The organism is Mucilaginibacter sp. (assembly GCF_025362475.1).
Classification (GTDB): domain Bacteria; phylum Bacteroidota; class Bacteroidia; order Sphingobacteriales; family Sphingobacteriaceae; genus Mucilaginibacter.
In genome coordinates, this window is sequence record NZ_JANYGH010000024.1 from 1 (window position 1) to 25,624 (window position 25,624).

Annotated in this window: 28 protein-coding genes and 1 other RNA gene; 20 read left to right on the plus strand and 9 right to left on the minus strand. The window is 39.9% G+C overall.

What is annotated here, in order from left to right; all coding sequences use genetic code 11:
- The 3 genes from Q0R88_RS09130 to Q0R88_RS09140 all read right to left on the minus strand — a co-directional run.
- Positions 1–103: bL21 family ribosomal protein (locus Q0R88_RS09130; RefSeq protein WP_295715477.1), on the minus strand; the 103-nt coding region annotated here is incomplete at its 3' end.
- 75 nt (positions 104–178) lie between these two features.
- On the minus strand, positions 179–598 hold the full coding sequence (locus tag Q0R88_RS09135) for a hypothetical protein (RefSeq protein ID WP_295715285.1): 420 nt from the start codon (positions 596–598) through the stop codon (positions 179–181).
- 381 nt (positions 599–979) lie between these two features.
- On the minus strand, positions 980–2,353 hold the full coding sequence (locus Q0R88_RS09140) for a dicarboxylate/amino acid:cation symporter (RefSeq protein ID WP_295715287.1): 1,374 nt from the start codon (positions 2,351–2,353) through the stop codon (positions 980–982).
- A 170-nt stretch (positions 2,354–2,523) separates the two neighbouring features.
- Here Q0R88_RS09140 and Q0R88_RS09145 point away from each other — a divergent pair, with 170 nt between their 5' ends.
- Genes Q0R88_RS09145 through Q0R88_RS09160 form a run of 4 tightly spaced genes read left to right on the plus strand, consistent with a single transcriptional unit; the run spans position 2,524 to position 4,729 of the window.
- Entirely contained in the window at positions 2,524–3,051 is a 528-nt protein-coding gene (locus tag Q0R88_RS09145) for a hypothetical protein (RefSeq protein WP_295715289.1), read from the plus strand.
- Between the two features lie 45 nt (positions 3,052–3,096).
- Positions 3,097–3,594, plus strand: coding sequence for an RNA polymerase sigma factor (locus Q0R88_RS09150; RefSeq protein ID WP_184543351.1), 498 nt, complete (start codon positions 3,097–3,099; stop codon positions 3,592–3,594).
- Positions 3,581–4,171, plus strand: coding sequence for a hypothetical protein (locus tag Q0R88_RS09155; protein WP_295715294.1), 591 nt, complete (start codon positions 3,581–3,583; stop codon positions 4,169–4,171). The genes Q0R88_RS09150 and Q0R88_RS09155 overlap by 14 nt, the downstream gene beginning before the upstream one ends.
- Before the next feature lie 30 nt (positions 4,172–4,201).
- Positions 4,202–4,729: a GNAT family N-acetyltransferase gene (locus tag Q0R88_RS09160; RefSeq protein WP_295715296.1), complete on the plus strand. Its 528-nt coding sequence runs from the start codon at positions 4,202–4,204 to the stop codon at positions 4,727–4,729.
- Between the two features lie 8 nt (positions 4,730–4,737).
- Here the strand turns inward: Q0R88_RS09160 and Q0R88_RS09165 are convergent, their stop codons facing one another.
- The 4 genes from Q0R88_RS09165 to dinB all read right to left on the minus strand — a co-directional run bounded on the left by Q0R88_RS09165 (position 4,738) and on the right by dinB (position 9,056).
- Positions 4,738–5,436: a response regulator transcription factor gene (locus Q0R88_RS09165; protein ID WP_295715298.1), complete on the minus strand. Its 699-nt coding sequence runs from the start codon at positions 5,434–5,436 to the stop codon at positions 4,738–4,740.
- Between the two features lie 4 nt (positions 5,437–5,440).
- Positions 5,441–6,466, minus strand: a complete 1,026-nt coding sequence (locus Q0R88_RS09170; RefSeq protein WP_295715301.1) for a histidine kinase — start codon at positions 6,464–6,466, stop codon at positions 5,441–5,443.
- A 9-nt stretch (positions 6,467–6,475) separates the two neighbouring features.
- Entirely contained in the window at positions 6,476–7,699 is a 1,224-nt protein-coding gene (locus Q0R88_RS09175; protein ID WP_295715303.1) for an acyltransferase family protein, read from the minus strand.
- Between the two features lie 172 nt (positions 7,700–7,871).
- Complete coding sequence (dinB, locus tag Q0R88_RS09180) at positions 7,872–9,056, minus strand: DNA polymerase IV (protein WP_295715305.1); 1,185 nt, start codon at positions 9,054–9,056, stop codon at positions 7,872–7,874.
- Positions 9,057–9,106: 50 nt separating this feature from the next.
- Here dinB and Q0R88_RS09185 point away from each other — a divergent pair, with 50 nt between their 5' ends.
- From Q0R88_RS09185 to Q0R88_RS09245, 13 genes are all read left to right on the plus strand, one after another.
- The gene (locus Q0R88_RS09185) at positions 9,107–9,754 is read left to right on the plus strand and encodes a 2'-5' RNA ligase family protein (RefSeq protein ID WP_295715307.1); all 648 of its coding nucleotides are present in this window, start codon (positions 9,107–9,109) and stop codon (positions 9,752–9,754) included.
- A gap of 76 nt (positions 9,755–9,830) precedes the next feature.
- Entirely contained in the window at positions 9,831–10,364 is a 534-nt protein-coding gene (locus tag Q0R88_RS09190; protein WP_295715309.1) for a hypothetical protein, read from the plus strand.
- A 565-nt stretch (positions 10,365–10,929) separates the two neighbouring features.
- Positions 10,930–11,028: signal recognition particle sRNA small type (gene ffs / locus Q0R88_RS09195), an RNA gene on the plus strand.
- An 86-nt stretch (positions 11,029–11,114) separates the two neighbouring features.
- Positions 11,115–12,077 carry a YpdA family putative bacillithiol disulfide reductase gene (locus Q0R88_RS09200; protein WP_295715311.1) on the plus strand — a complete coding sequence of 321 codons (963 nt, stop codon included), beginning with the start codon at positions 11,115–11,117 and terminating at the stop codon, positions 12,075–12,077.
- A 445-nt stretch (positions 12,078–12,522) separates the two neighbouring features.
- Positions 12,523–13,164: a GNAT family N-acetyltransferase gene (locus Q0R88_RS09205; RefSeq protein ID WP_295715313.1), complete on the plus strand. Its 642-nt coding sequence runs from the start codon at positions 12,523–12,525 to the stop codon at positions 13,162–13,164.
- 108 nt (positions 13,165–13,272) lie between these two features.
- The gene (gene argG / locus Q0R88_RS09210; RefSeq protein WP_295715315.1) at positions 13,273–14,469 is read left to right on the plus strand and encodes an argininosuccinate synthase; all 1,197 of its coding nucleotides are present in this window, start codon (positions 13,273–13,275) and stop codon (positions 14,467–14,469) included.
- On the plus strand, positions 14,466–14,819 hold the full coding sequence (locus tag Q0R88_RS09215) for a cupin domain-containing protein (RefSeq protein WP_295715317.1): 354 nt from the start codon (positions 14,466–14,468) through the stop codon (positions 14,817–14,819). Before argG ends, Q0R88_RS09215 begins: the two co-directional genes overlap by 4 nt.
- Positions 14,797–15,795, plus strand: a complete 999-nt coding sequence (argC, locus tag Q0R88_RS09220) for an N-acetyl-gamma-glutamyl-phosphate reductase (protein ID WP_295715319.1) — start codon at positions 14,797–14,799, stop codon at positions 15,793–15,795. The genes Q0R88_RS09215 and argC overlap by 23 nt, the downstream gene beginning before the upstream one ends.
- Positions 15,796–15,844: 49 nt before the next feature.
- Complete coding sequence (locus Q0R88_RS09225) at positions 15,845–16,201, plus strand: four helix bundle protein (protein WP_295715321.1); 357 nt, start codon at positions 15,845–15,847, stop codon at positions 16,199–16,201.
- A gap of 40 nt (positions 16,202–16,241) precedes the next feature.
- The gene (locus Q0R88_RS09230; RefSeq protein ID WP_295715323.1) at positions 16,242–17,369 is read left to right on the plus strand and encodes an aminotransferase class III-fold pyridoxal phosphate-dependent enzyme; all 1,128 of its coding nucleotides are present in this window, start codon (positions 16,242–16,244) and stop codon (positions 17,367–17,369) included.
- 78 nt (positions 17,370–17,447) lie between these two features.
- Positions 17,448–18,395, plus strand: coding sequence for an N-acetylornithine carbamoyltransferase (locus tag Q0R88_RS09235; RefSeq protein ID WP_295715324.1), 948 nt, complete (start codon positions 17,448–17,450; stop codon positions 18,393–18,395).
- A 17-nt stretch (positions 18,396–18,412) separates the two neighbouring features.
- The gene (locus Q0R88_RS09240; RefSeq protein WP_295715325.1) at positions 18,413–18,781 is read left to right on the plus strand and encodes a hypothetical protein; all 369 of its coding nucleotides are present in this window, start codon (positions 18,413–18,415) and stop codon (positions 18,779–18,781) included.
- A gap of 45 nt (positions 18,782–18,826) precedes the next feature.
- Positions 18,827–19,435, plus strand: a complete 609-nt coding sequence (locus tag Q0R88_RS09245) for an FMN-binding negative transcriptional regulator (protein ID WP_295715327.1) — start codon at positions 18,827–18,829, stop codon at positions 19,433–19,435.
- Between the two features lie 2 nt (positions 19,436–19,437).
- Here the strand turns inward: Q0R88_RS09245 and Q0R88_RS09250 are convergent, their stop codons facing one another.
- Both Q0R88_RS09250 and Q0R88_RS09255 read right to left on the minus strand, forming a co-directional pair.
- Positions 19,438–20,682 carry a sodium:proton antiporter gene (locus Q0R88_RS09250; RefSeq protein WP_295715329.1) on the minus strand — a complete coding sequence of 415 codons (1,245 nt, stop codon included), beginning with the start codon at positions 20,680–20,682 and terminating at the stop codon, positions 19,438–19,440.
- A 60-nt stretch (positions 20,683–20,742) separates the two neighbouring features.
- The gene (locus Q0R88_RS09255) at positions 20,743–22,041 is read right to left on the minus strand and encodes an NAD(P)/FAD-dependent oxidoreductase (RefSeq protein ID WP_295715331.1); all 1,299 of its coding nucleotides are present in this window, start codon (positions 22,039–22,041) and stop codon (positions 20,743–20,745) included.
- A gap of 203 nt (positions 22,042–22,244) precedes the next feature.
- Here Q0R88_RS09255 and argB point away from each other — a divergent pair, with 203 nt between their 5' ends.
- The 3 genes from argB to Q0R88_RS09270 all read left to right on the plus strand — a co-directional run bounded on the left by argB (position 22,245) and on the right by Q0R88_RS09270 (position 25,437).
- The gene (gene argB, locus Q0R88_RS09260) at positions 22,245–23,090 is read left to right on the plus strand and encodes an acetylglutamate kinase (RefSeq protein ID WP_295715333.1); all 846 of its coding nucleotides are present in this window, start codon (positions 22,245–22,247) and stop codon (positions 23,088–23,090) included.
- Positions 23,087–23,908, plus strand: a complete 822-nt coding sequence (gene proC, locus Q0R88_RS09265) for a pyrroline-5-carboxylate reductase (protein ID WP_295715335.1) — start codon at positions 23,087–23,089, stop codon at positions 23,906–23,908. Before argB ends, proC begins: the two co-directional genes overlap by 4 nt.
- 152 nt (positions 23,909–24,060) lie before the next feature.
- On the plus strand, positions 24,061–25,437 hold the full coding sequence (locus Q0R88_RS09270; RefSeq protein WP_295715337.1) for an aspartate kinase: 1,377 nt from the start codon (positions 24,061–24,063) through the stop codon (positions 25,435–25,437).
- Positions 25,438–25,624 lie beyond the last annotated feature (187 nt).

The window sequence follows — 25,624 nt, forward strand, 5'->3', positions numbered from 1 at the left end:
ATTCAATACTAGCGCCTTCGTCACCTTGTAACCTGTGTACAAAGATCTGCTGGTCTTTTGCAACCTTGAATTGCTGTCCGGCTATACTTACTATTGCGTACATGTTTGTTAATTATTGTTTTAAAATTCGAGGTGCAAATATAGGGATTGATTATTTAATAAACAACATACCTATACTTTATTTTTTCAGCCTATTTTCGGCTGTTGTTAAACTTTGATCTATCTCCTTGATCAATTGTTTGTTGGCATCAATTAATTTAGGGTCGCCGGCAAAATTTGAATCAAAGGTAACCTTCTTGGTTTTGGTTTTATATTTAAACTCAATAACATAACGCGTAGGTTTATCTGCAGATGTAGTATCACCTCTTTCATTTGCCGGGAAGTCCCAAAAGCCCAGATCTGCCGCTTTGTGGTGCAGGTATAACAAATCATCGTCAGTAAGTCTGATATGTACTTTCACCAACGAGTCCCTTTTGTTAAGGTATTGATAATCTCCTGTCTTTGAACTGAATTGATTGATCAAACTATCCTTAGGACCATACTTAATAGATATCGACTGAAAATCAGAATATCTGTATGGTGCGTTCTTAATCATCATACCATAATAGTAAAAACAGTATAACAGGAACGGAACTACAATTGTAAAAATTAAAAATATTTTTTTAGTACGACTGGTCATATATCAATTAGTGAATTTGCGAGTTAGTGAATTAGTGATTTTAGAATTATTTATTATATAGTTATTTATTTAAACCGTCATTGCTTCGTGTATACCTATGTCGTTTTTTGTAAAAAGAACTTTTTGTCATCCTGAACGTAGTGAAGGATCTATTATTCGCCATACTTCTTCGCCCTGTAAGGTCTGCGAATAGATCCTTCACTACGTTCAGGATGACAAACCTTTTAAAACGTCAATTCTCCTTCAGCGTCTCCGGATTTTACACCTCGCAATGACGCTTTATTATTTGCGTTGCGGGTATTATTCCAGCTCTCCCTCCCATTTACTTACCACTGCCGTTGCCATCGCATTGCCCAGCACATTTGTAGCCGATCTGCCCATATCCAATAGTGGATCAATGCCTATCAGCAGGAACAACCCAGCTTCCGGTATATTAAACATCGATAGGGTGCCCGCAATAACCACCAGCGACGCCCTGGGCACGCCAGCTACACCTTTACTGGTAAGCATGAGTACCAACAGCATAGATAATTGGTTCCCCAACGACAAGTCAATATCGTAAGACTGCGCCAAAAACAACGAGGCAAAGGTCATATACATCATTGAACCATCAAGGTTAAATGAATAACCCAATGGCAAAACAAAACTTACAATTTTATTGCTGCATCCAAAGCGCTCCAGTTCAAGCAAAACCTTGGGATAGGCAGCCTCACTGGTTGAGGTACTAAAAGCAACCAGCATGGCATCCTTAATATTATTTATCAACCTAAAAACCGGCCTGCGTAATACTACAAAGCCAGCCAATATAATGATCAGCCAAAGTAACACCAGCGAAAAATAAAATTCACCAATAAAAATACCATAGGTTGATAACACACCAAGTCCCTGTTTAGCTATTACTACCGTAATAGCACCAAATACAGCAACGGGCGCCAGCTTCATTACATAACCTGTTATTTTTAAAATAACATGGGCAATGGCATCCATGGCTTTGATCACTATTTTCCCCTGTTCGCCAATAGCAGCGGTAGCAACACCAAAAAACAGTGAGAACACTACTATTTGCAGTATTTCATTATCGGCCAAAGCTTTAATAAAACTTTGAGGAAATACGTGCCCTATAAATTCGGTTAATGACAATGCCGATTTTTTTATACCGGTAGTTAAATGACTATCGGGCAATGGCAGGTGCATGGCTTTACCGGGTTGAAACAAGTTTACCAGTAACATACCCAATAACAACGAAACCAGGGTAGCGCTAACAAACCAAAGCATGGTTTTACCGCCAATACGGCCAACCGCCTTTATATCCCCTACCTTGGCAACACCAACAACCAATGTGGTAAACACCAACGGCGCTACAACCATTTTAATAAGATTAAGGAAAATCTTACTTAAAATAGTGTACAGTTCCAGCTTGTCCTCGCGCAAGTTATTGTTATCCAGTTGTATTTTTGTCTGTGACTTTCTTTGTAGCTTTAAGCTTTTAAAAACTTCGGTTGTTGTATCTGTAGATGCAAGCAGGTTTTTATCGATGGTTTTTATAGCAGCATCTGCAGTACTGATGTTGGCATTGATGGTATTAATTACATTTGTATTGTAAATATATCCCATTACAACACCAGAAATAAGAGCTATAAAAATATAGAGCGTTAGTTTGCTTTTTTTTTGCATCGATTTTATTGAGGGTGTAAAAGTACAAAATTTACTGTTTTAAGAGTTATGAATCAGGACACAAGAATCAAAGCTTTTAAATTAAGCCGGTTTGCTCGGGAAAAACTTGTCCGTGGCTTAATTCTTGTCTCTTGATTCTAATTAGTATTTTGCCCAACTTTTAACACAGTATGACGGTTACCACTTACGGATTACAGCACATAAAAAAAGAAATTCAGCACATGCCGCTTGAGCAGTTGTCTGAGTTAATTCTTCGTTTGGCCCGTTATAAAAAAGAAAACAAAGAGTTGCTGGCTTATTTATTATTTGAGGCATATGACGAAACCGCCTTTCTTGAAAAAGTGAAAGCTGAGGCTGGGTTTATGTTTAGCCAGTTACCGGCTTTAAGTTACCATGCAGCTAAGGGCATGCGTAAAATTTTACGGTTACTCAGCAAATACACTAAATTTACAGGATCAAAAGGGGCCGAAATAGAATTGTTACTGAACTTTTGCAGCAATTACCTTGAATATGCCGATAGGCGTACATCCTACAAACCTATCCGCTTAATTTTGACAAGAACAGTAGAGAAAATAAAAACGCTGATAAACAAGTTGCATGAAGATCTTCAATTTGATTACGCTGAGAATTACAACAATTTAATCACCGATGCAGAAAAAAAACTTTCCTGGTTTAAAAAGAGTGATTACTTGTTGTAACATATTTAACCATCGTCAATCTAAACTATAAAAAATCTATTAATTGTGGCCAACAAAGAAGCAGCGTTCAAGCAAATATATGAAGCTAATTCTAAAAAGATATTCCATTTGTGCTATGGTTATACCGGCGATGATGATGCCGCGAATGATCTTTTACAGGAAACCTTTTTAAAAGTATGGCAAAACCTCGACAAATTCCGCAACCAGGCCATGATCTCCACCTGGATATATCGCATTGCTGTAAACACGTGTTTAACCTACCTGCGATCGGAAAAGCGACAGGCAAAAGACGAACTTACTGATCAAATAGCTGAAACTAAGCGAGAGGAATTTTCTGAAAAGAATGAGCAGGTTGCTTTACTATATAAGTGTATATCAAAATTAGAAGAATCAGAAAGAATAATCATAACATTGGTACTCGACGAAGTACCCTACCCCGAAATAGCAGATGTTTCGGGCATATCGGAAGGAAATTTGAGGGTGAAAATTTATCGTATAAAACAAAAGTTAACAGAATTATATAACCAGTATGAAAGACTTTGATCATTTGATGTCGGTTTGGCAGGGACAGCCAAAGCAAGATCAGCTTTCAGTGGATGAGGTGCTGAAGCAGGTAAAGAAGGGGATTCGCAGCATAACTAATAAGTTGTACTGGACTATAGTGGCTATGGTGGCTATCACCATATTTGCAGCCATTGTTACATTTTTTCTGGCATTTAAGTCGGGAGTTACTACGGCGGGTATATTAATTGTATTGGTTACCATGCTCATGTACCTTTCATTAACTGTAAGGCATTATCATATACTCAGCAAGCGCGATGCAACAATAAATCCAGCTGAGTACCTTGAAAGCTTAAAGGAATACCAAAAAAACCGGTCGAAAGTTATCGGCTGGTTCTATTACATTTATATATTGATGATAAGTGCCGGGCTTGCGCTTTACTTTATTGAAGTATTGGAAAGTTCATCGCTGATATTTAAAATAGTCACTTATGGCTCCATTATCATTTGGTTTTTATTCACTACGTTTTATTTAAAGCCAAGAATGTTTAAGAACGAGGAAGAAAAACTTAACCTGATGATAGATCGCCTGGTACGCCTGAAAGAACAATTTGATTAATTATTATTGTACCGAAATTTTCATTTTAAAATGACGGACAATTCTATTACACTTCAAAAAGTAACCGCGGCTGATGTTGACACCTTGCTGACCATTAGCAGGGATACATTCTTCTATTTTTTTGCTCCGCTGAATAAGGCTGACGATATGGAAGCCTATGCAGTTAAAGCATTTACTACAGAACGAATACGCGCCGAGATCGAAAACTCCGGCTCTCAATTTTACTTTGCGCTGTTTAACGGCCAAATAGCCGGTTACCTTAAATTGAATTTTGGCGATGCCCAAACTGAATTTAAAGAGCCCGATGCCCTTGAAGTAGAACGCATTTATGTATCAAAAGAGTTTCATGGTAAAAAGATTGGCCAGGTGCTTTTAAATTTCGCTATTAAAACGGCAGTTGATCATCATTTTAAATACATCTGGCTTGGTGTTTGGGAACACAATCATAACGCCATCGGCTTTTATGAACACCATGGCTTTAAGGTATTTAGCAATCATGAGTTTTTATTAGGAAATGATTTGCAGAACGACCTGTTAATGAAGAAGGAATTAGCCTGAAAAGCATTTTACTTCCCCTGATTGATCAACATATACATTACCTGCTCCCTTAATTGCCTGCTAATAGGGATTTGGTATTGCCCAACATTTAAAGTATTCCCCTCAATGGAGCTAACCTTATTGTAAGCAACGATATAGGATTTATGTGTTTGCAGAAACCTGCTTTGTGGCAGCTTATCGGCAAACGCTTTTAACGTACTATGGGTGATGATCTTTTTATTAAGGGTTTGTATCACCACATAATTTTCCATGCCCTGCACAAAAAACACTTCATCAAAAATAACTTTCTCCAGTTTGCCTTCGCTTTTTACAAACAGGTAACCAGCCTCGCTCCCATTACTTTTTTGGTCAAAATAATCTTTAGCCTTAAAGGCAGCCTTCATGAAGCGTTCAAAAGAAATAGGCTTAAGCAGGTAATCCAGTATATCCAGGTCGAAACCATCGGTGGCATATTCTTTAAAAGCGGTAGTAAATATCACCTTTGGCGGATTTTGAAGTGACTTTAAAAAATCCACACCCGTTAAATGCGGCATTTGGATATCCAGAAAAAGCAGGTCGACCGGTTGTTGCTTCAACACATTGCTCAGCTCCATGGCATCTTCGCATTGGGCTTTCAGATCAAAAAAGCCTGCTTTTTCTATATATCCCTGCAGGCCTTTTCTTGCAAAAGGTTCATCATCGGTTATAATACAATTAATCCGGCCCATCCTATTAAAATTTCAATTCAACTTCGGCTATAAACCTATTTTCATGCCGGTTAACAACCAGCTTATTTTTATCGGGATAAAGTAATTGCAGGCGTCTTTTCAAATTTTCCAGCCCTATACCGGTATAATTATCTTTGGCTTGTATTTGTGCCGGCACGTCATTATCAACAACAAAAATAAATACGCCATCTGTAATTTTTGCCGTGATATTAATTTCGTAGTCGCCGCCTGCATACTTAAACGCATTCTCAACCAATGGCAATAACAGCAATGGATATATTGACTGATCGGTCAGCTTCGTATCAAAACAAACATTTAAGCACAGCTTATTGCTTGCCCTTATTTTTTGAAACTCAATATAATTTTGCAGGTATTCCAATTCCTGCCTTATGGGTACCTGCTGTTGCTGATCATAAAGTTGATACCTAAGCAAACTGGAAAGCAATTCGGTACTCTTTTTGGCCGCCGGCACATCCTCATCCATCTGAAAATAAATGGTATTTAAAGCATTAAACAAAAAGTGCGGATGATATTGGGCTTTCAAAAACTTAAGTTCGGTTTCCAACTGATCGGTAGTCAACTTTTCCAGTTGTACCTTGTTGGCAATGTAGGCCTTTAACCATGTGCTGCTACGCGCTATGCCATAATAAATAATGGCATATAAGGTTGGTATCATGGTGAGGTCTGCCAGATCACCCCAGGATAGGCCGTCGTCAGTCAATGCAGCCATTGGAGTAAATATCAGGTTCACCAAAACCAGGTTAGCAAACACCAGTATAATTAATTCTCTTACTACTCCCCTATAATTAAATTGCAGTGGCCAGCGCCTGTCATAAAACCGAAAGAGCCACTCAAATATATATATGCCTGCATAGCCCACCAATACACTGCAACTCATTTCAAGAACATTTAAACCCCAGTCTCTTTTCCAAAACATTTCATCATGTTCAGTGTCATGCAGCAGCCTTACGGTAAAATATACCAGCAGGCCATACAACGCGGGGGAAATATATTTCCGAAAGAATTTCATATCATTAAATTACAAGTCACATGCAGCAAGCGTTACAACCGGTTTTACTTCTTTAAGATCCATTTTCGTTACAGAATCGGCTTTATCCTTTGGTTTCATGCCGAATAAAAAACGGGTTAAAGCATAGGGGCGTACCAATAAATGATAAATAAGAACCGTTATAAAAAAGGTGATCCCAACGGTATAAATATACTTAGATAGGATGCTTTCGTTAGGTACCTGCACAATATAATAAACTATTAAAACTATTACCGTTTGGTGCAGAATATAAAAAGGATAAACGGCCTGGTTTAAATAGTTTAATGCTTTATGCGTACGGTTAAGGTATTGCTTGCCATAGCCAACCAGTGCCAACACCCATCCCCATGCAATTATTGGCCTTAAAGCAGTAAAAGCATAGCTAAAGAGCACATTTTGAAAAGGCCAGCGGGCCTCACCGGGTTCAATTCCATTCCACCTTAAACATTCCCATAACATCAGGCTCAAAAAGCCAATGGTTAAAGCAAAGCGGCGGTTTCGTTGCAGGCTATCCATCAGTTTCGGCTGCACAATGCATATGAAACCCGCCAAAACAAAAAACAACCAGTAAACAAAATAGCAGCCATCATGTACCAGGTCATTGGTTTCGGGCAATTGCCAGCTCAATAAGGTAAACCAGACTACACCGGGCAGCATTAAAAGGTAAACCCATTTTCCGTTGGCTAATACAGCAAGCTTTTGTTTAAAACCATCACTTTTAGCTGATACCATCCAGGCAAATAGAGGGGCAAACATTAAATCGTAAATAAGCAGATATGCGATAAACCACAGGTGATGCCAGCTAAAACTGCCTTTAGGATAAGGTATAAAATTAAATACCGTTGGATAAAAATCCAAAAAGCTTCCTTTGTATCCATGCGCCAGCCGCTCCATATAGATCTGGGGTGGCACAATGATAAACATGCCCACCAAAAGCGGTATGAACAGCCTGCGGAAGCGTAAACCGATGAAGTTTAAAGTAGATCGCCGCTGCATCATGTAGTAACTCACAGTACCAGAAATAAAAAAGAGCAGCGGCATGCGAAAAAGGTGCAAAAAATGATTTGATTCCATCAGTAAGTTACTGGTCTCCGCATTTTTAATATGCCATCCATCTTCGGCAACATAAGGCATGGCCGAGTGAAAAAATAATACCCCCAGTATGGATAAGATCCTTAACCAATCCAGGTAAGTTTGACGTTGTGTGGTTTCCATAAAGTTTTTCTTTTTTTATCAAAAGAAACAACTCAAACTGCCGCTATAAAATTAGTTTGACCAATGGTATTAATGCTTTGACCAATGGTAAAAATTCCACTGAGGCAACCAATCGCAAAGCCGGCCTCCTCCCGCTTTCTCTATCAAAACAACAGCGGAGGCAGGTTAGTATTCAGTCTTTCAAAAACGGATTGAAATTCCTTGTGCCAATTTCCATTCCGGCTGCCCGGCAAACTGTTTTATCGCCAAACTTAAAGTTGATATTATCCATAGCCTGGTAAAGCCTGATGCGCTCTTCATTATCCTCAAACAGGTTAATCTGGTATTTCCCGGTACATAAATCACTTAATTTAATCCCTATCAACCTGATGGGCCGGTGTTGATTCCAGGCTTTTTTAAGTAGATTTTTTACGCCGGGCAGTAATATATGCTCGGCTGCAGTAAAGGCTATTTTTTGTTGTTGCGTGTGTGTTTCAAAATTAGCATAACGGATCTTGATGGCTACGCACGAAGCGAGCTTATCCTCCCGGCGCAGTTTGGATGATAATTCTTCTGTCATAGATACCAGGATGGTTTCTAACGTACGCAGGTCATTCACATTTACATCAAATGTGTGCTCGATAGATATAGATTTACGATCGCTATGCGGAATGATCTCACTGTGATCAATACCATGGGCCTTTTCCCACAGATAAGTGCCCGCTTTACCAAAAACCGTTTCCAGGAAACGAATATTGGTACGTTGCAGGTCGCCAATTTTTTCAATGCCGTACTGATACAATTTTTGGCTGGTGCTTTCACCCAGGCCGGGGATTTTGCCGATTGGCAGCGGGGCCAGAAATTGTATTTCTTCCCCGTGTTTAATATAAAGCTGGCCGTTAGGTTTAGAGGCATTAGTAGCCATTTTAGCTACCGTTTTGCCAGATGCCATACCAAATGAGATAGGTAACCCTGTTTCCCTGATCACCCTTTGGCGCAGATTACACGCTATCTGGTAACAATCATAAAAACGATCCATCCCGGTGAGGTCGATATAAAACTCATCAACGGACGACTTTTGGTAAAGCGGCACCGAGTCCCGGATAATCTCCGTTACCTCACGTGATGCCTCTGAATAGCGCCCATGCGTACCATGAACTATAATAGCATGCGGACAAAGCTTCATAGCCTGTTTCATAGGCATGGCAGAGTGAATACCAAATTTACGCGCCTCATAACTGCATGAAGCCACTACTCCCCTTTCTGCCGAGCCGCCAATAAGCACAGGCTTGCCAATGAGCGCCGGATTAAATTTGCGCTCCACAGATACAAAAAATGAATCTAGATCGATATGTACGATATGCCGCTTTTGATCCATGAAACAAAAATGCTAATAAATTTTGCATTTTACTAATTTAATTAGCATTTTTGAAAACACAAAAACACATGATTATGCGGATGTATGAGGACTATCTGATGCTGCTATCACCGCCCGAAACGGTGAAACAGGAAATTGCCCGCTACAAAAAAGCATCGGCAAAACTTATAGGTGATTTCAAGAGCATGGATTCGCCGGCACATATCTCTATTATGCACATGGAACGCCAGAAGCCGTTTATGGAAGATAGAAGTATGCAGATGATGGAAAGCAGCTTAGCGGCACTCCCTCCTGTGCTGCTGCATGTAGATGGGTTTAACTATTTCCCTCACCTGCATAACAAAATGACCATTTACGCCCATATCCGTTCTACACCATCGGTTGAGCAGTGGTTCAGGCATTTAAAGGCCGTTCTGAAGATTAAAAAAACACTTTTGCCCCATATTACTATTGCCAGGAATATCCCGGAGGATGACTTTAATATCCTTTGGCCAAACTTTAGGCAAAGGCACATGGTAGAACCATTTTGGATCAACGAATTAAAAGTTAAAAAACGCGAAACTTTTGGCTATTCGCCCAAATGGGAAGATTTTAAAACATTCCGATTTAAAAACCCCATTGGGTTTGAGCATCAAATTGATACACTTATTAAAAAACATATTCAACCGGGAAATCAAAATCAAATCAATCTTTTTTAAACCTAAACCTTATTACTACCATTTAAACCTTATCCCTACCATTATTTATTTTATTACTTAACCCTAAAATCACAAAATGAAAAAAGTTCACTTAACACTGATGTTATTAGCCGGCCTTACAACATCAGTACTGGCCCAAAAATTAGAGAAACCTGAAATTGACAAGATCAAAGGCGATACAACCTGGAGAACTTCAGATGAGCGTATCTATACCCAGCTTGGCCTTGTTACGGGGCGCTTGCTTTACGTGTACACACAAAAAATAGGCAAAAGCTATGTGCTTGCATTCAGATTAGATAATGTGAACGGCCCGCGTGTATTTTCGATAGGTCCGGCTGACATAACCAACATTAAATTTACCGATAACAGCGTTCTTGACCTTTCACCAACTGTTGGCGGCGATCCTCATGTAAGTTATAATACGGAGGCCAACCGGGTTATTACCCTGATATATTACGATCTGGCAAAAGAAGATATAGAGACTTTAAAAACAAAGTCGATATCAATTATCCGGATTGCGACCGAAGGCGCCGGAAACTTCGATTATGAGATAAAACCTAAAAATTCAAATCTGGTAAAAAAAGATCTGGAGTTAATATTGACAAAGTAAAGCAATCAGCCACAATGATGGCTTTGAAATCGTAGGTGTTTGGAAGATATAAAAAGGCGGGGCAATGTGCGATTCCTTCCTCGGGGGAAGGAGGAGGTAGGGGTTAAATCAGGCGTTCAAGCACCGTTGTATGAGGCATGTCGCCCCCCTCCCTACCATTGTGCACTTTTTAACCCCACCCTGCCATTTGGAGAGAATTAAAGGACTGTTAACAAACCTTACGAACACTGATGATTTGAAATCCATCCTTATGAAAAATATTGCCCTCGTATTTTAAAACGTTTTCACATATATACAATAACAAATGCGGCTGAAATAAGCCGCATTTGTTATCATCTTTTCTCTTTGTTCACACCGGATTCTCTCCAAGTAAATCATCCTAATCATACAAAGGCTCCTAAATAATCCCAGAAATGGAGTTTAAGGAAATAATAAAACATGATACACTTTCATCAAATGGTATTTTATTGGCGCAATTGAAAAACTATCAGCTTCACTATCAGTAGCTAAGCTTTTTTTAACAATTTATTAACCAAAAACGTATCATTTTTCTATATTTGCGCCGGGGTAAGTCTTTTACGGCCAGCTCCTCTTGAACTCCCCCAGGGTGGGAACACAGCAAGGGTAGAGAGTTGAGCGGCGCGATAAAAGTAGCTTACCCTTTTTTATTTTTCTATTTTTGCCAATTGGCAACAGGCTTAAAACCTTTCCACAGGTTTTGCATTCTATCAAAGTCTTAATATAAATTAAATGCTCGATATACTCATCATAGGTGGTGGCCCTATAGGCTTAGCTTGCGGACTTGCAGCACAAAAAGAAGGTTTAAGTTTTGTTATTATTGAAAAAGGCTGCCTGGTCAACTCACTGTACAATTACCCTTCAACCATGACATTCTTCTCCACATCAGAAAAACTGGAGATTGGCGGAGTGCCATTTGTAACTGTACATAATAAACCAACCCGTAATGATGCACTTGAATATTATCGCAGGGTGGCCCTATCAAACCACTTACCCCTTAATTTATTTGAAGAAGTTACCAATGTAAAAGCCGAAGACAGCGGTTATACCATCACCACCAGCAAAGCAACTTACCATGCAAAAAAAGTGATTGTATCAACCGGCTTTTATGATATCCCTGTTAAGCTCAACATTACAGGTGAAGACCTGCCCAAAGTGAAACATTATTACTACGATCCGCATTATTACACATCGCAAAAAGTAGTGGTTGTGGGTTCAAGCAATTCAGCAATAGATGTGGCTTTAGAAACCTACCGCAAGGGTGCCGAAGTAACGCTTGTAGTGCGTGGCCCGGAGATCAGCAGCAGGGTTAAATACTGGGTAAGGCCAGATATCATTAACCGGATAAAGGAAGGTAGCATCAAAGCATACTTTCACTCCAACCTGGAAGCGGTACGGGAGCACGAGGTGGATATAAATACACCCGATGGCCTGATCACCATTCCTAATGATTTTGTGATGGCCATGACAGGTTATAAACCCAATTTTGATTTCCTAAAAAAGTTGGGCATCATTTTATCCGAAGACAAGTGCATCCCACAATATAATCACCAAACTATGGAAACCAATTTACCGGGCCTATACCTTGCCGGTGTAGTTTGTGGTGGAATGGATACTCATTTATGGTTTATTGAAAACTCGCGCATTCATGCGGATATGATCCTGAATGATATTGTGCAAAAAGTGAATAGTTGATTAAGTGAAGCTTATTTCAGTTGTTTGCAGTTGCATTTGCAGCATTAAAGAGTCTTCTTAAAATGCCGTAATTAATCTTCAAACTTTCAAATTCTCAAACCTTCAAATTAACTTCCATCAACTAAATCATTTTTTTCTTGTATAAGTAAAAATTTATGCGATAATTTGCACCCAAATTAAAAACACAGTAATACAATCGAAAAAATGAATCAACCAAGCTTAAATAAGCCCGCAATAAGAGCAACATTTGCTCCGGTTGCCGCTGCTTTGGGTTCAACTGTTTTTTTATGCTGCCCTCCCCGACGAAGGCCCTATATGCCACGGGTTTGAATTAATTTCTCGCACTAAGCCCTCACAAAAGAGTTATTAAACTTCTTTTAAGAAAAGCCATCTAATTATTAAGGCCTTTAAAAGCCAATTAATTTAACGGTAATCATCTATTTAAATGACCATACAAGATTTTGATATTCAGGTTGCTACAGCACAGCATGTAGATTTTGCCCCAATGATATGTGATGAAATGGCCGAATCGGCCAAAGCGCGCGGAACGGGTATTGCACAACGTTCACCAGAATATGTTGCCAATAAAATGCTGGAAGGCAAAGCAGTTATTGCCTTACATAAAGACGGTACCTGGGCCGGTTTCTGTTATATAGAAACCTGGAGCCATGGCGACTTTGTGGCCAATTCCGGTCTTATTGTAAACCCGCAGTTTCGTAAAGTAGGTTTGGCGAAAGCCATTAAACATGCCATTTTCCAGCTTTCACGCAAAAAATATCCCAACGCTAAAATATTTGGATTGACCACAGGTTTGGCGGTAATGCGTATCAACTCAGAAATTGGGTATGAACCTGTTACCTATTCTGAACTTACCCAGGATGAAAATTTTTGGGCCGGCTGCAAAAGCTGCGTTAACTACGATATCCTGATGAGCAAAGATCGTAAGAATTGCATGTGCACCGCCATGCTGTTTGATCCCGCCGAAAAACAAAAACAGGACGAGGAGAAAATGAAAAGAATTACGCACAAAGCTACCTTGCTTGAGCGAATTGAAAATGCCATTAAAAAGCGGATGGGGCAAGATTAGGTGAAAGGGCGATAAGCCAGGTTGATAAATAAACTAATAAAAAGCACATACAAATTGAAAACATAAAAAGCTTTAAGCCTTTCGCTTTTAGCTTTAAGCCCACAAAAAATGAAAAAGAAAGTAGTATTAGCATACAGCGGCGGATTAGACACCTCATTTTGCTGTATATATTTAACACAGGACCTTGGTTACGAAGTTCACTCGGTAATTGTTAACACGGGCGGCTTTAGCGACGAAGAGTTAAAAGGGGTTGAAGAACGCGCTTACCAAATGGGCGTTACATCGCACCACGTAGTAGATGAAACTACTAATTTTTACAATACCTGTGTTCGTTTTTTGATTTATGGCAATGTTTTAAAGAACAACACTTACCCACTTTCTGTAAGTGCCGAGCGTGTGAGCCAGGCAACCGCAATTGCCAACTACGCAAAAGAAATTGGTGCTGAATTTGTAGCACACGGCAGTACCGGCGCCGGTAACGACCAGGTGCGTTTTGATATGATCTTTAATATCCTGGTTCCGGAAGTAAAGATCATCACCCCTATCCGCGACTTGAAATTAAGCCGCGAAGCGGAGATCCAATACCTGAAAGATCATGGTGTGGAGATGAACTTCGAAAAAGCAAAATACTCTATCAATAAAGGAATCTGGGGTACGTCAGTTGGTGGTAAAGAAACGCTTACTTCAAACTTAGGTTTACCGGAAGAAGCATGGCCTACACAAGTTACCGAATCGGAAGTTAAAAACCTGGAATTGGTGTTTGAAAAAGGCGAGCTGGTTGGCATTGATAATGAAAAATATGATCATCCAACCAAGGCAATCCAGGCATTACAGGCTATTGCGCAGCCTTATGGTATTGGTCGTGATATTCATGTTGGCGATACTATTATAGGCATTAAAGGCAGGGTTGGTTTTGAGGCAGCCGCGCCGATGCTTATTATCAAAGCCCATCATACTTTAGAGAAACATGTGCTTACCAAATGGCAGCTTTCATGGAAAGACCAGCTATCTGCATTTTATGGCAACTGGTTGCATGAAGGTCAGTTTCATGACCCAATTATGCGCAACATAGAAGCATTCCTGAGCGATACTCAGCTAAATGTAACTGGCAAAGTGTTTGTACAATTGCACCCTTATCGCTTTCAGGTAATCGGTATTGAGTCTACTCATGACCTGATGTCGAATAAATTTGGCAGCTATGGCGAAATGAACAATTCATGGTCTGGTGAAGATGTTAAAGGTTTCTCTAAAATATTTGGCAACCAGGTGATGATCTATCACAAGGTTAATCAAGATGCGAAATGATAAACACCATCTTTTCAAAAGGCGAATGTTTAAAGCATTATAAATGGGGCGACGACTGCTACGGGTGGACATTTATTGATACCGAAGAGCTATCTGTAAAACAGGAGTTGATGCCGCCTGATACTGCCGAGCAATTGCACTACCATGAAAAGGCTAAGCAGGTATTTTTCATTTTAAAGGGACGAGCGACGCTCCATATCAACGGGGAAACAACCGTTTTAAAGCCAGAGCAAGGCATCGAAATATTACCGGGTCAAAAACACTTCATCAGTAATAACGACAGAAGTGACCTGGAATTTATTCTATATTCTTATCCATCAACAAATAATGACAGGATCAACATTAAATAAAGTACGGGCAGGTATCATTGGCGGGGCAGGTTATACTGGTGGCGAAATGCTGCGCATTCTTATCAACCATCCCAATGTAGATATTGCTTTTATTCATAGTAACAGCAATGCAGGCAATTACGTTTACGAGGTACATACCGATCTTTTTGGTGATACCGACTTAAAATTCGCGGCTGAGTTTTTTACCGATGTTGATGTGCTTTTTCTTTGCGTTGGTCATGGTGATGCTAAAAAGTTTTTAGAAGCGAATGACATCCCCGATGCAGTTAAGATCATTGACTTAAGCCAGGACTTTAGGTTAAGTCAAAATTCAAAATTTAAAACTAAAAACTTTGTATATGGCTTGCCCGAATTAAATCGGGAGGCGATTAAAACAGCTGATAACATTGCCAATCCGGGTTGTTTTGCTACCTGCTTACAATTAGGATTGCTTCCTTTAGCATCTAAAGGATTGCTGAATAACGAAGTTCATATCACAGCAACAACGGGCTCAACTGGTGCCGGCCAAAGTTTGGCCGCTACCTCGCATTTTACATGGAGAAACGATAACCTTTCTGTTTACAAGGCCTTTAGTCACCAGCATTTAAATGAGATTGGGCAGTCATTAAAACAATTACAACCTGATTTTGGTAAAGCGATTAATTTTATTCCATATCGGGGCGATTTTACCCGTGGAATCATAGCTTCCATGTATACAGAAAGTGATTTGAGCGAAGAAGAAGCTTTATCACTTTACCAGGGTTATTACGACGGGCATCCATTTACACATGTTACTAACCGCAATATTGATTTAAAGCAAATTGTAAATACCAATAAATGCTTTATTCAAGTTAAAAAACACGATAATAAAATATTTATTATCAGCATAATGGACAACTTACTTAAAGGCGCTTCGGGCCAGGCTGTACAGAACATGAATTTATTGTTCGGTTTGGACGAGCGCACAGGACTACGACTTAAGGCGACCGCTTTTTAGCTAAAAGCCGAAGGCTGAAAGCAAAAAGCTGTTGCCCTGAAAAATAACTATGAGGGATTACAAAAAGTATGAAGTATGGAAAAAAGCACATGAACTTAATATGTTCATTTACCTAACAGTACTTCCAAAATTCCCTAAAAGTGAACAATATGATTTAATGAGTCAAACAAAACGAGCTTCGTATTCAATTCCCTTAAATATAGTTGAAGGGTGCGGAAGAAATACAGAGCGTGATTTTGCTCATTTTTTAGATCAGTCGTTAGGTTCGGCACATGAACTTGAATATTGCTGTTTAATGTGCAAAGATCTCTCGTACATCACTGAAGATTTGTTTCAGCAAACAAATAAGTCAATAAACGAAGTTAAGGCAATGCTGATAGGCCTGATTAAAATACTTAGAAAATAAAGCTTTATGCCTTTGGCCTTTAGCTTTCAGCTTAAATGATATGAAACTATTTGACGTATATCCAATCAATCCAATAAATATAGTAAGAGGGCTGGGCAGCCTTGTTTATGATGCCCAGGATAATGAATATCTTGATATGTATGGCGGTCATGCCGTTATATCTATCGGCCATACCCATCCTCATTATGTAAAACGACTGGAAGATCAATTACATCAATTAGGGTTTTATTCAAACTCCATTGAGATCCCTATTCAAAAAGAGCTGGCGCAGAAACTGGGTAAGGTATCCGGTAAAGAAGATTACCAGTTATTTTTATGTAACTCAGGTGCAGAAGCTAATGAGAATGCTTTAAAACTGGCGTCTTTTTACAACGGCAAAAAGAAAGTTATCGCGTTTACAAAAGCCTTCCATGGCCGTACATCGTTAGCTGTGGCCGTTACAGACAATCCCAAGATTGTTGCGCCCATCAACCAAACCGACAACGTAATCTTTTTACCATGGGCCGATGAAGCCGCTTTAGCGCAGGCTTTTGCCGATAACGAAATTTCGTCTGTAATTATCGAAGGTATCCAGGGCGTTGGTGGTATCCAGGTAGCCCCTGAAAGCTTCCTGCAAAAGATCCGTTCGCTTTGTGACGAATGTAATGCTGTTTTTATTGCCGACTCTGTGCAATGCGGTTACGGGCGTACCGGTAAATTCTTTTCCCAGGATTTTGCAGGTATTGATGCTGATATTTACAGTATGGCAAAGGGAATGGGTAATGGCTTTCCGGTTGGTGGTATCATTATTTCGCCAAAAATACAACCTGCTTATGGCATGTTGGGCACCACTTTTGGTGGCAACCATTTGGCTTGTGCAGCTGGTTTAGCGGTGCTTGAGGTAATGGAGCAGGATAACCTGATGCAAAATGCTGCAACCGTTGGCGAATACCTGATAAAAGAGCTTAAAAAGCTGGAACAAGTTAAGGAAGTTAGGGGTCGTGGTTTGATGATAGGTATTGAATTGCCGGAAGAATTGGCGCATGCACGTAAAGAACTCTTATTTAAACATCATATTTTTACCGGTGAGGCCAAGCCAAATGTGGTAAGATTACTGCCGGCACTTAACCTGACTAAAGCACATGCCGATAGGTTCCTGGAAGCATTTGTAAATGTTTTAAATCAATAAGCTCTTTCTAAATCATCCCCTGTTGGCGGCGACTTTTAAATAAATATTAATTTGCTAAATCATTATTAAATAAGGCTCATGAAATTATTTTCTTCTGTAAATGATGTTACTGATATCAACGCACTTGTAAAAGAGGCGTTGGCTCTTAAACAGAATCCTTATGCTCATCAGCAATTGGGTAAAAATAAAACACTGGCTTTAGTGTTTTTAAACCCAAGTTTGCGTACACGTATGAGTACTCAAAAAGCAGCGCTTAATTTGGGTATGAATGTGATGGTGCTTAATATAGATAAGGAAGGCTGGGCATTAGAGCTACGCGACGGCGTGATCATGGACGGATCAACAGTAGAGCATATCCGTGAAGCAGCCGGTGTTATGGGGCAGTATGCAGACATTATAGGCGTGCGTTCATTCCCCGGCCTGCGCAACCGCGAGGAAGATTACAGCGAAATGATTTTTAATAAGTTTGTGGAGTTTTGCAAAGTGCCCGTGGTGAGCCTGGAATCGGCCACCCGCCACCCCTTGCAAAGCTTGGCAGATTTAGTCACCATAACAGAATTAAAAACTACTGAGCGCCCTAAGGTTGTATTAACCTGGGCGCCTCATATAAAACCATTGCCACAGGCTGTTCCTAATTCATTTGCTGAGTGGATGTGTAAAGCCGATGTTGATTTTACTATAGTTCAACCTAAAGGATATGAGCTTTGTGCCGATTTTACACAAGGTGCCAAAATAACCTATGATCAGGACGAAGCTTTAGCTGGCGCTGATTTTATCTATGTCAAAAACTGGTCGGCATATGAGCCTTACGGTAATATACTGGGTAAAAATGAAGAGTGGATGCTAACTACCGAAAAGCTGAAGGCAACCAATGATGCCAAAGTAATGCATTGCCTGCCTGTACGCCGTAACTTGGAGCTATCAGATGAAATATTAGATGGCCCAAATTCCATTGTTGTACATGAAGCCGGAAACCGCGTTTGGGCTGCACAAGCTGTGTTAAAGCAGATGTTGGAAAGTTTGTAATATCCTGTGCTGATTTTATGAGTAAAGTTTATGATATCTTACTTGACAATATTAAAATCGGCACAACTGTATTTGAAAATGCGGATCCAACTATGGGAGTCGTTTTTGGTAGGATTAACTTTTTAAATATTGGATATGACTTTAATTTTTTTAGAGCGTATTGCTTATTAAATGGCGTTGATTTTCAGAAATACATTGAAGATAAACTGATAACAACCAGTACAATTCCCGGTTTACGTGTATATAACCGAAGCGGGGATGAGGTTAAAGGAGATGCCTGTTCAATATCAGGGATGGACGGCGATTTTTTTGATGTAACTATCTCAGGAATACCATACCCGTTTTACGAAGAAGAGTTTCCTCAACATCCCAAAGCAAAAGAGTAAATTTAAGGATTGGCATTTTGTAAATCCTAAAATCAACTTCATAAAATGTATATTCCGTCTTTCAATAAATTCCCCAACCAGCAGGAAGCCATCAGCTTTATGCAACGGTACAGTTTTGCAGCCATAGTTACGGCAGAAGATGATGTGCCGGTAGCCTCACACCTCCCCTTTTTGGTTGAGCTTCGTGAAGATAAAATAGTTTTGCTCTCGCATTTTGCAAAAGCAAATCCCCAGGCTGGTCAAATTGTAGGTAAATCTATTTTGGTAATATTTACCGAGCCTCACGCCTATATATCACCCACAAATTACGAGAAAGAAACCAATGTACCTACCTGGAATTATTTAGCAGTACACGCCTATGGTAAAGCAACACTGATACCAGAGGGTGAAGAAACAGCTACCCTGCTTGCCAAAATGATAAGCAACTACGAGCCGGGCTACCTTCAACAATGGAATAGTTTGCCTGATGAGTACAAACAAAAGATGATGAAAGGCATAGTAGCTTTTGAAATTGTTGTTGATGACCTGCAGGGCAAACAAAAGCTAAGTCAAAATCGCTCGGCGATAGAGAGAGATAATATCATTAATTCTTTAGATAAAAGTCCAGACACTAATGAGAGCGAGATCGCTAAATATATGTCAAAATTAAAATAGGCTTAACCTATAAATTTGGCGGACCTGTTAATCATGGCATTAAGCGTTAATCCCTGCACAATTACCGAAAATATCACAATAAAATAACTGCCGGATAATATCAAATGGCGGTAAGGCGTATCGGGCAATGTTAAAGCCAGCGCAATGGAGATCCCTCCTCTTAGTCCGGCCCAGGTCATTACATTGATATTGCTATAGTTTACCTTTAAAGAGTGGCGCAAAAAGGTAAGCGGCAGCATAATGCTTAACCAGCGCGCCAATAATATAAATACAATAGATATACTGCCCGTTACCCAATAATTATTTACAAATGGTAAGTTGATAAGCTGCAGGCCTATCATTACAAACAGGATGGTATTCAGCATTTCATCCACCAATTGCCAGAATTTCTCCAGCGACTCGTGTGATTTTTCTTTATTATCCTGGTTTATGGAGTGGCTGCCGGCAAACAGGCCCGCGGTTACTATCGCTAAAGGTATCGAGAAACTAAAAATAGTTGCCAATACCGATAGGCCCATAACCAGTGCCAATGAGATTAATACGATGGTTTGAAAATCTTTAACCGATTTCATTAATCGCTGGGCAACGTAACCCAGGAATGCACCGGCCAATATCCCCCCCAAAACTTCTTTAACGATGAGCAACAAAACTTGTGATGCCTCGATATTGCTCTCTCCAACTTTTGTTATCTCCAAAATAATTACAAACAGGATCAATCCTATACCATCATTAAACAGTGATTCGCCCGAGATAATGGTTTCGAGGTGAGCCGGAAGTTTGGAGTTTTTTATGATTGCCGATACCGCCACCGGATCTGTTGGTGAAACCAATGCCCCAAATAACAAGCAATACATAAGGGGCATATGAATATGAAAAAAAGGCGCCAGGAAATACAGAAGAAACCCAAAAACAGCAGTTGATATGATTACACCCAAAGTACTTAATACAAATACAGGGCGCATCTCTTTTTTCAGCTTTTTACCATCAAGGTTAAAAGCGCTTGAAAAAAGCAGGAAACCCAACATAACATTAAGTACTACTTTGGAGAAATCGATGTTCTTGGCGAGTGTAGTTAAATATTTAGCAGTATGAGGATCTAACTTATCAACAACCAATATAACTATCGAAACAATGGTTGCTATCAAAACGGTTCCAATAGTACCTGGAAGTTTAACAAAGCGCGCATTTATATACGAGAAAAAGGCACTTACAATAACCAACAAAGTAATTACAACAAACAGATCCATAGGCGTTTACTTATTCAGTAAGAAAACAAAAGCCATAATGTTTTAAAAAATAATGCCTTTTTACTTCGACTCGGGATCTGTCATGCGGGTTTCTAAATTAAAATACCGCACTATCAACCTGTTATCGCTGTTCTTGGTGAAATAATTGATAGCCCAGCTAAAAAATACAGTTCCCTTATTGGTAAAACCGGCTAAGGACATTAAATGCACAAATCCCCAAAGTAGCCATGCAAAAAATCCCTGGAAATGAAGCCTCCCCAGATCGGCCACGGCCTTGTTACGGCCTATGGTAGCCAGCGAGCCTTTGTCTTTATATTTAAACGGAACAGTGGGTTCATTTTTTAAAATTCGAACCAGATTTTTGGAAAGCCATTCGCCTTGTTGCATAGCCGTTGGTGCTACACCCGGATGCCCGTTTGGCGTTTCTGGAGTTATCATGGCGGAAACATCACCTATGGCAAAAATATTGGCATAACCATTTACCTTGTTTATTTCATCTACTTGTATCCGGTTTCCCCTCACAATACTTTGTTCTGGCAAACCTGCAGGCACCTCACCCTTTACCCCGGCAGCCCATAAAACGTTGCGGGTAAGTATGGTGGTGCCATCGTCTATTTTAAGCAGCGCACCATCGTAACTCTCTACGTGTACGTTGTTAAAAATAGTTACATCCATATCCTTCAGGAACTTTTTGGCTTTGGCAGATGCCGCGGGCGAGAAAGCAGCAAGTAACTCCGCCTTACCTTCTACAAGGTAAACCTTCATGCTATGTTTTCTTAAACCATGGTAATCCTTCATCAGTATCAGCTGCCGCATTTCTGCCAGTGCACCAGAAAGCTCAACACCTGTGGGGCCTCCTCCTACTACTACAAAGGTCATTAGCGCCGCCTTTTCTTCCGGATCTTTGGTTATTAATGACATTTCCAGGTTTTGAAGAATCAGGCTGCGTAAGTTTAGCGCCTCGGGTATATTCTTCATGGGCATGGCAAAATGTTCAATTTCCTTATTGCCGAAAAAGTTGGTATTTGATCCGGTAGCTAAAACCAGGTAATCATAATATACAGTGCCCACATCGGTTGTAAGGGTATTGCTCTCAGGATGAATTTCCTGAACCTCAGTTAGCGCAAAACGAAAATTATCCTGTTTGGTAAAGATCCTGCGAATAGGGAAGCCGATAGAATCGGCAGCAATTGAACCTGCAGCCACCTGGTAAAGCAAAGGCTGAAAAGTATGGTAATTATGTTTATCCAGCAATAAAACATCTACTGGCGCATTTTTCAAATTTTTAGCTAATTCAAGTCCGCCAAATCCACCGCCAACAATTACTACACGGGGCTTGGCACTTTTCTTTTTATCCATAAGTAAATTTTACAACAAGTTTAATGCCTTAATTTCAAGTTTACTAATTATTTCATAATCAAATTGTAAACTTATAATACTGTAAGTAAATAATCATTTTTTAGTCATTTCAGTAAAAAATACACGATAATTTCCTATTTTTAACAGATTTCTATTTAAAATGGTAGTAAATTGGCAAAGCTGGTGTTAAATTAATGTGAAGAATGAACAAAAGTGTGACAGATCCTATAAAATCGACTAAAATAACAACTAAAGAAAGCCTGTACGTTATAAAAATAGGCGGAAACGTTATAGATAACTCAGAAAACCTATATCATTTTTTAAAGGACTTTGAAAAGTTAGATGGTTTTAAAATATTGGTACATGGCGGCGGTAAAGTTGCTACCCAAGTTGCTGAGGATTTGGGCATTGAGGCACGACTGGTTGATGGCCGGAGAATAACTGATATTGAAACGTTAAGAGTGGTAACCATGGTTTATGGTGGCCTGATTAATAAGAATATAGTAGCTCAGTTACAACGCTTCGGCAATAACGCCATAGGTTTAACCGGGGCCGACGGTAATTTTATACGTGCCAAAAAACGCCCGGTAAAAACTATAGATTATGGTTTTGTAGGAGATATCGACGAAAACTCCATCAATCCGGATAATATAAGTCGTTTGATGGAAGCAGGATTTACCCCTGTTTTTTGCGCGATAACACATGATGGCGAAGGCCAGCTATTAAATACCAATGCTGATACAATAGCATCAGCGTTGGCGGTTAACCTATCATCATTATATGAAACAACCTTAATTTATTGTTTCGAAAAAAGAGGGGTTTTACAGGATATTGATGACGATGATTCGCTGATCAGGGAAATTAACCCCGCGCATTATGAAGAATTAAAAACACAACGGATTATACATAGTGGAATGTTGCCAAAACTGGATAATGCTTTTACCGCTATCGCATGCGGTGTACAGGCAGTTATCATTGGCAAAAGCGACGAATTAGGAAATTTAAAGAATAACAAACCATTTGGAACACGTTTAAGTAAAAACGCATGAATGCATCACAGCAAATAGCCATTTTAGGCTCTGGAAATATAGGGCTGTCATTAGCCAAAGGGTTGGTAAAAGCTGGCATCTGCAAGCCCCAGCAAATTACGCTTACACGCAGAAATGTGGCAGCACTGGCAGAATATGCACAAGAAGGCTATGCTACAACTGATAACAACTTAAAAGCGGTTAAAAAATCAGATATCATCGTATTGGCAGTACTTCCGCAACAACTTAACAAATTATTAGATGAAATAAGGCCATCTATAAAGCCCGAAAAACAATTGTTGATATCTGTTATTTCGGGTGTGAGCTGTAATGATATCCGCCAGCAGCTTGATCTTAACGTACAGGTAATTCGCGCTATGCCAAATACAGCTATAGCCATAGGGCATTCCATGACTTGTATTGCTACTGATAACGGCACCAATAAAAACATCAACCTGGTTAAATCACTTTTTGATACAGTTGGTGTAAGCATCCAGATCAATGAGGAACTGATGACATCAGCCACTGCGCTTTGTGCCTGCGGCATCGCTTTTTTCCTGCGCTCCATTCGCGCCGCATCACAGGGAGGTACCGAAATTGGTTTCCACGCGGGTGATGCCTTAAAAATGGCTGCTCAAACAGCCAAGGGTGCCGCCGACCTGCTGCTACAATTGTCATCACACCCCGAGCAGGAAATTGATAAAGTTACTTCGCCAAGCGGATGTACCATTGCAGGCTTAAATGAGATGGAACATAACGGTTTTAGCTCGGCAATGATAAAGGGTATTAAATTATCCGCCGAAAAAGCCGGTGATCTTTACAAGAAGGACGTTCATTGATTTTGATAACCAGTCTATCAATTTGATAACCCTCTTAAAATACTAACCAATTATAAAAATCTAATATTCAATTTCTTAAAAGTGCCTATACCAATGCTATCGCATTGGTATAGTTTTTAGCACATACACTTATACAGTGTTTATTTTTTAGCATGTTAACAGTAGAAAAAATCGGCGGCACATCAATGACCGCATTGGGCGATGTTATTAAAAACATCGTTCTGTTTGAACGCAGCGGGCAGCAATTGTACAACCGCATATTTGTAGTATCTGCATTTTCGGGAGTGACCAACCTCCTGTTGGAGAATAAGAAAACCGGTGCTCCGGGGGTTTATCACCGCCTGGCAACCTATAAGGATTTTCATAAGCCCTTAAATGCGCTTATTGTTAAGCTAAAACAGATCAATAAAAGTTATGAAAGCCTTGGCCTAAACATTGCCGAAGCCGATGCGTTTATTGAGCAACGCCTTAAAGATGCACAAACCTATCTTGAAAATATAGCTAATATCCTGGCATCGGGTTATGTAAACAAGGATGATATTTTACTGGCGGCACGGGAAATCCTGGCATCAATAGGCGAAAGTCATTCGGCTTTTAACTTTGCCAATATTTTGCAAAACATGGGCATCAATGCCACATTTGTGGATTTAAGCGGTTTTCATGACCACCGGTCTTTTACCATAGATCAACGGATCAAAAAAGACTTACAAAACATTAATTTTGAGGATACTATCTCCATCGTCACCGGTTACGCCAAGGGCACAGAAGGTATCATGCGCGAGTTTGACCGCGGCTACTCTGAGGTTACCTTTAGCAAAATCGCTGTAGCTGTAAAACCGCAGGAAGCCATCATCCACAAAGAATATCATTTATGCACTGCCGATCCTAACCTGGTTGGTGTTGAAAACTGTTTTCCGGTAGGCAACACTAATTATGATGTAGCTGATCAATTAGCCGACGTAGGCATGGAAGCTATCCATCCAAAGGCGTCAAAGCCACTGGAGATTAATGATATAGACCTGCGTATCAAAAACACTTTCCAGCCAGAGCACCCCGGCACACTGATAACCCGCGAATACATTTGCGATAAAAAGCGTGTTGAGGTAATTACAGGTACCGAAAGAGTAATGATGATAGATATTTACGACCCATCAATGGTGGGCAATGTAGGTACCGACTTTCATATCATGCAGCTGTTTTATAAATATGGCGTTAGCTACACCTTTAAGGCCACCAGTGCCAATAGTATCTCCATTGTGATATGGGATAAGGACTATAACAAAAAACTGATACAGGAACTGGAAGATGATTACGAAAAGGTAACCGTTGAGAAGATGGCCATGGTTTGCCTAATAGGCTCCAACATGGATCAACCGGGCTTACTGGCCAAATCAGCAACAGCCTTGGCCAAGCATGGCATCAATATAAAAAGCTGTGGCTTTGCCCTGCGTAAAGTAAATATCCAATTCCTGGTAGCCCGTGAAGATTTTGCGGAGGCCATTAAAGCGTTAAATAAGGCGATGATATAAGGCGTTGAAAGGCAAAGGGTAAAAGGCGAAAGGTAAAAGGTTGTTTAACATAATGCCTTTCACCTTTCACCTTTCACCTTTCACCTTTCACCTTTCACCTTTCACCTTTCACCTTTCACCTTTTACCTTTTACCTTTCACCTTTCTCCTTTCTCCTTTCTCCTTTCACCTTTCTCCTCTCACCTTTC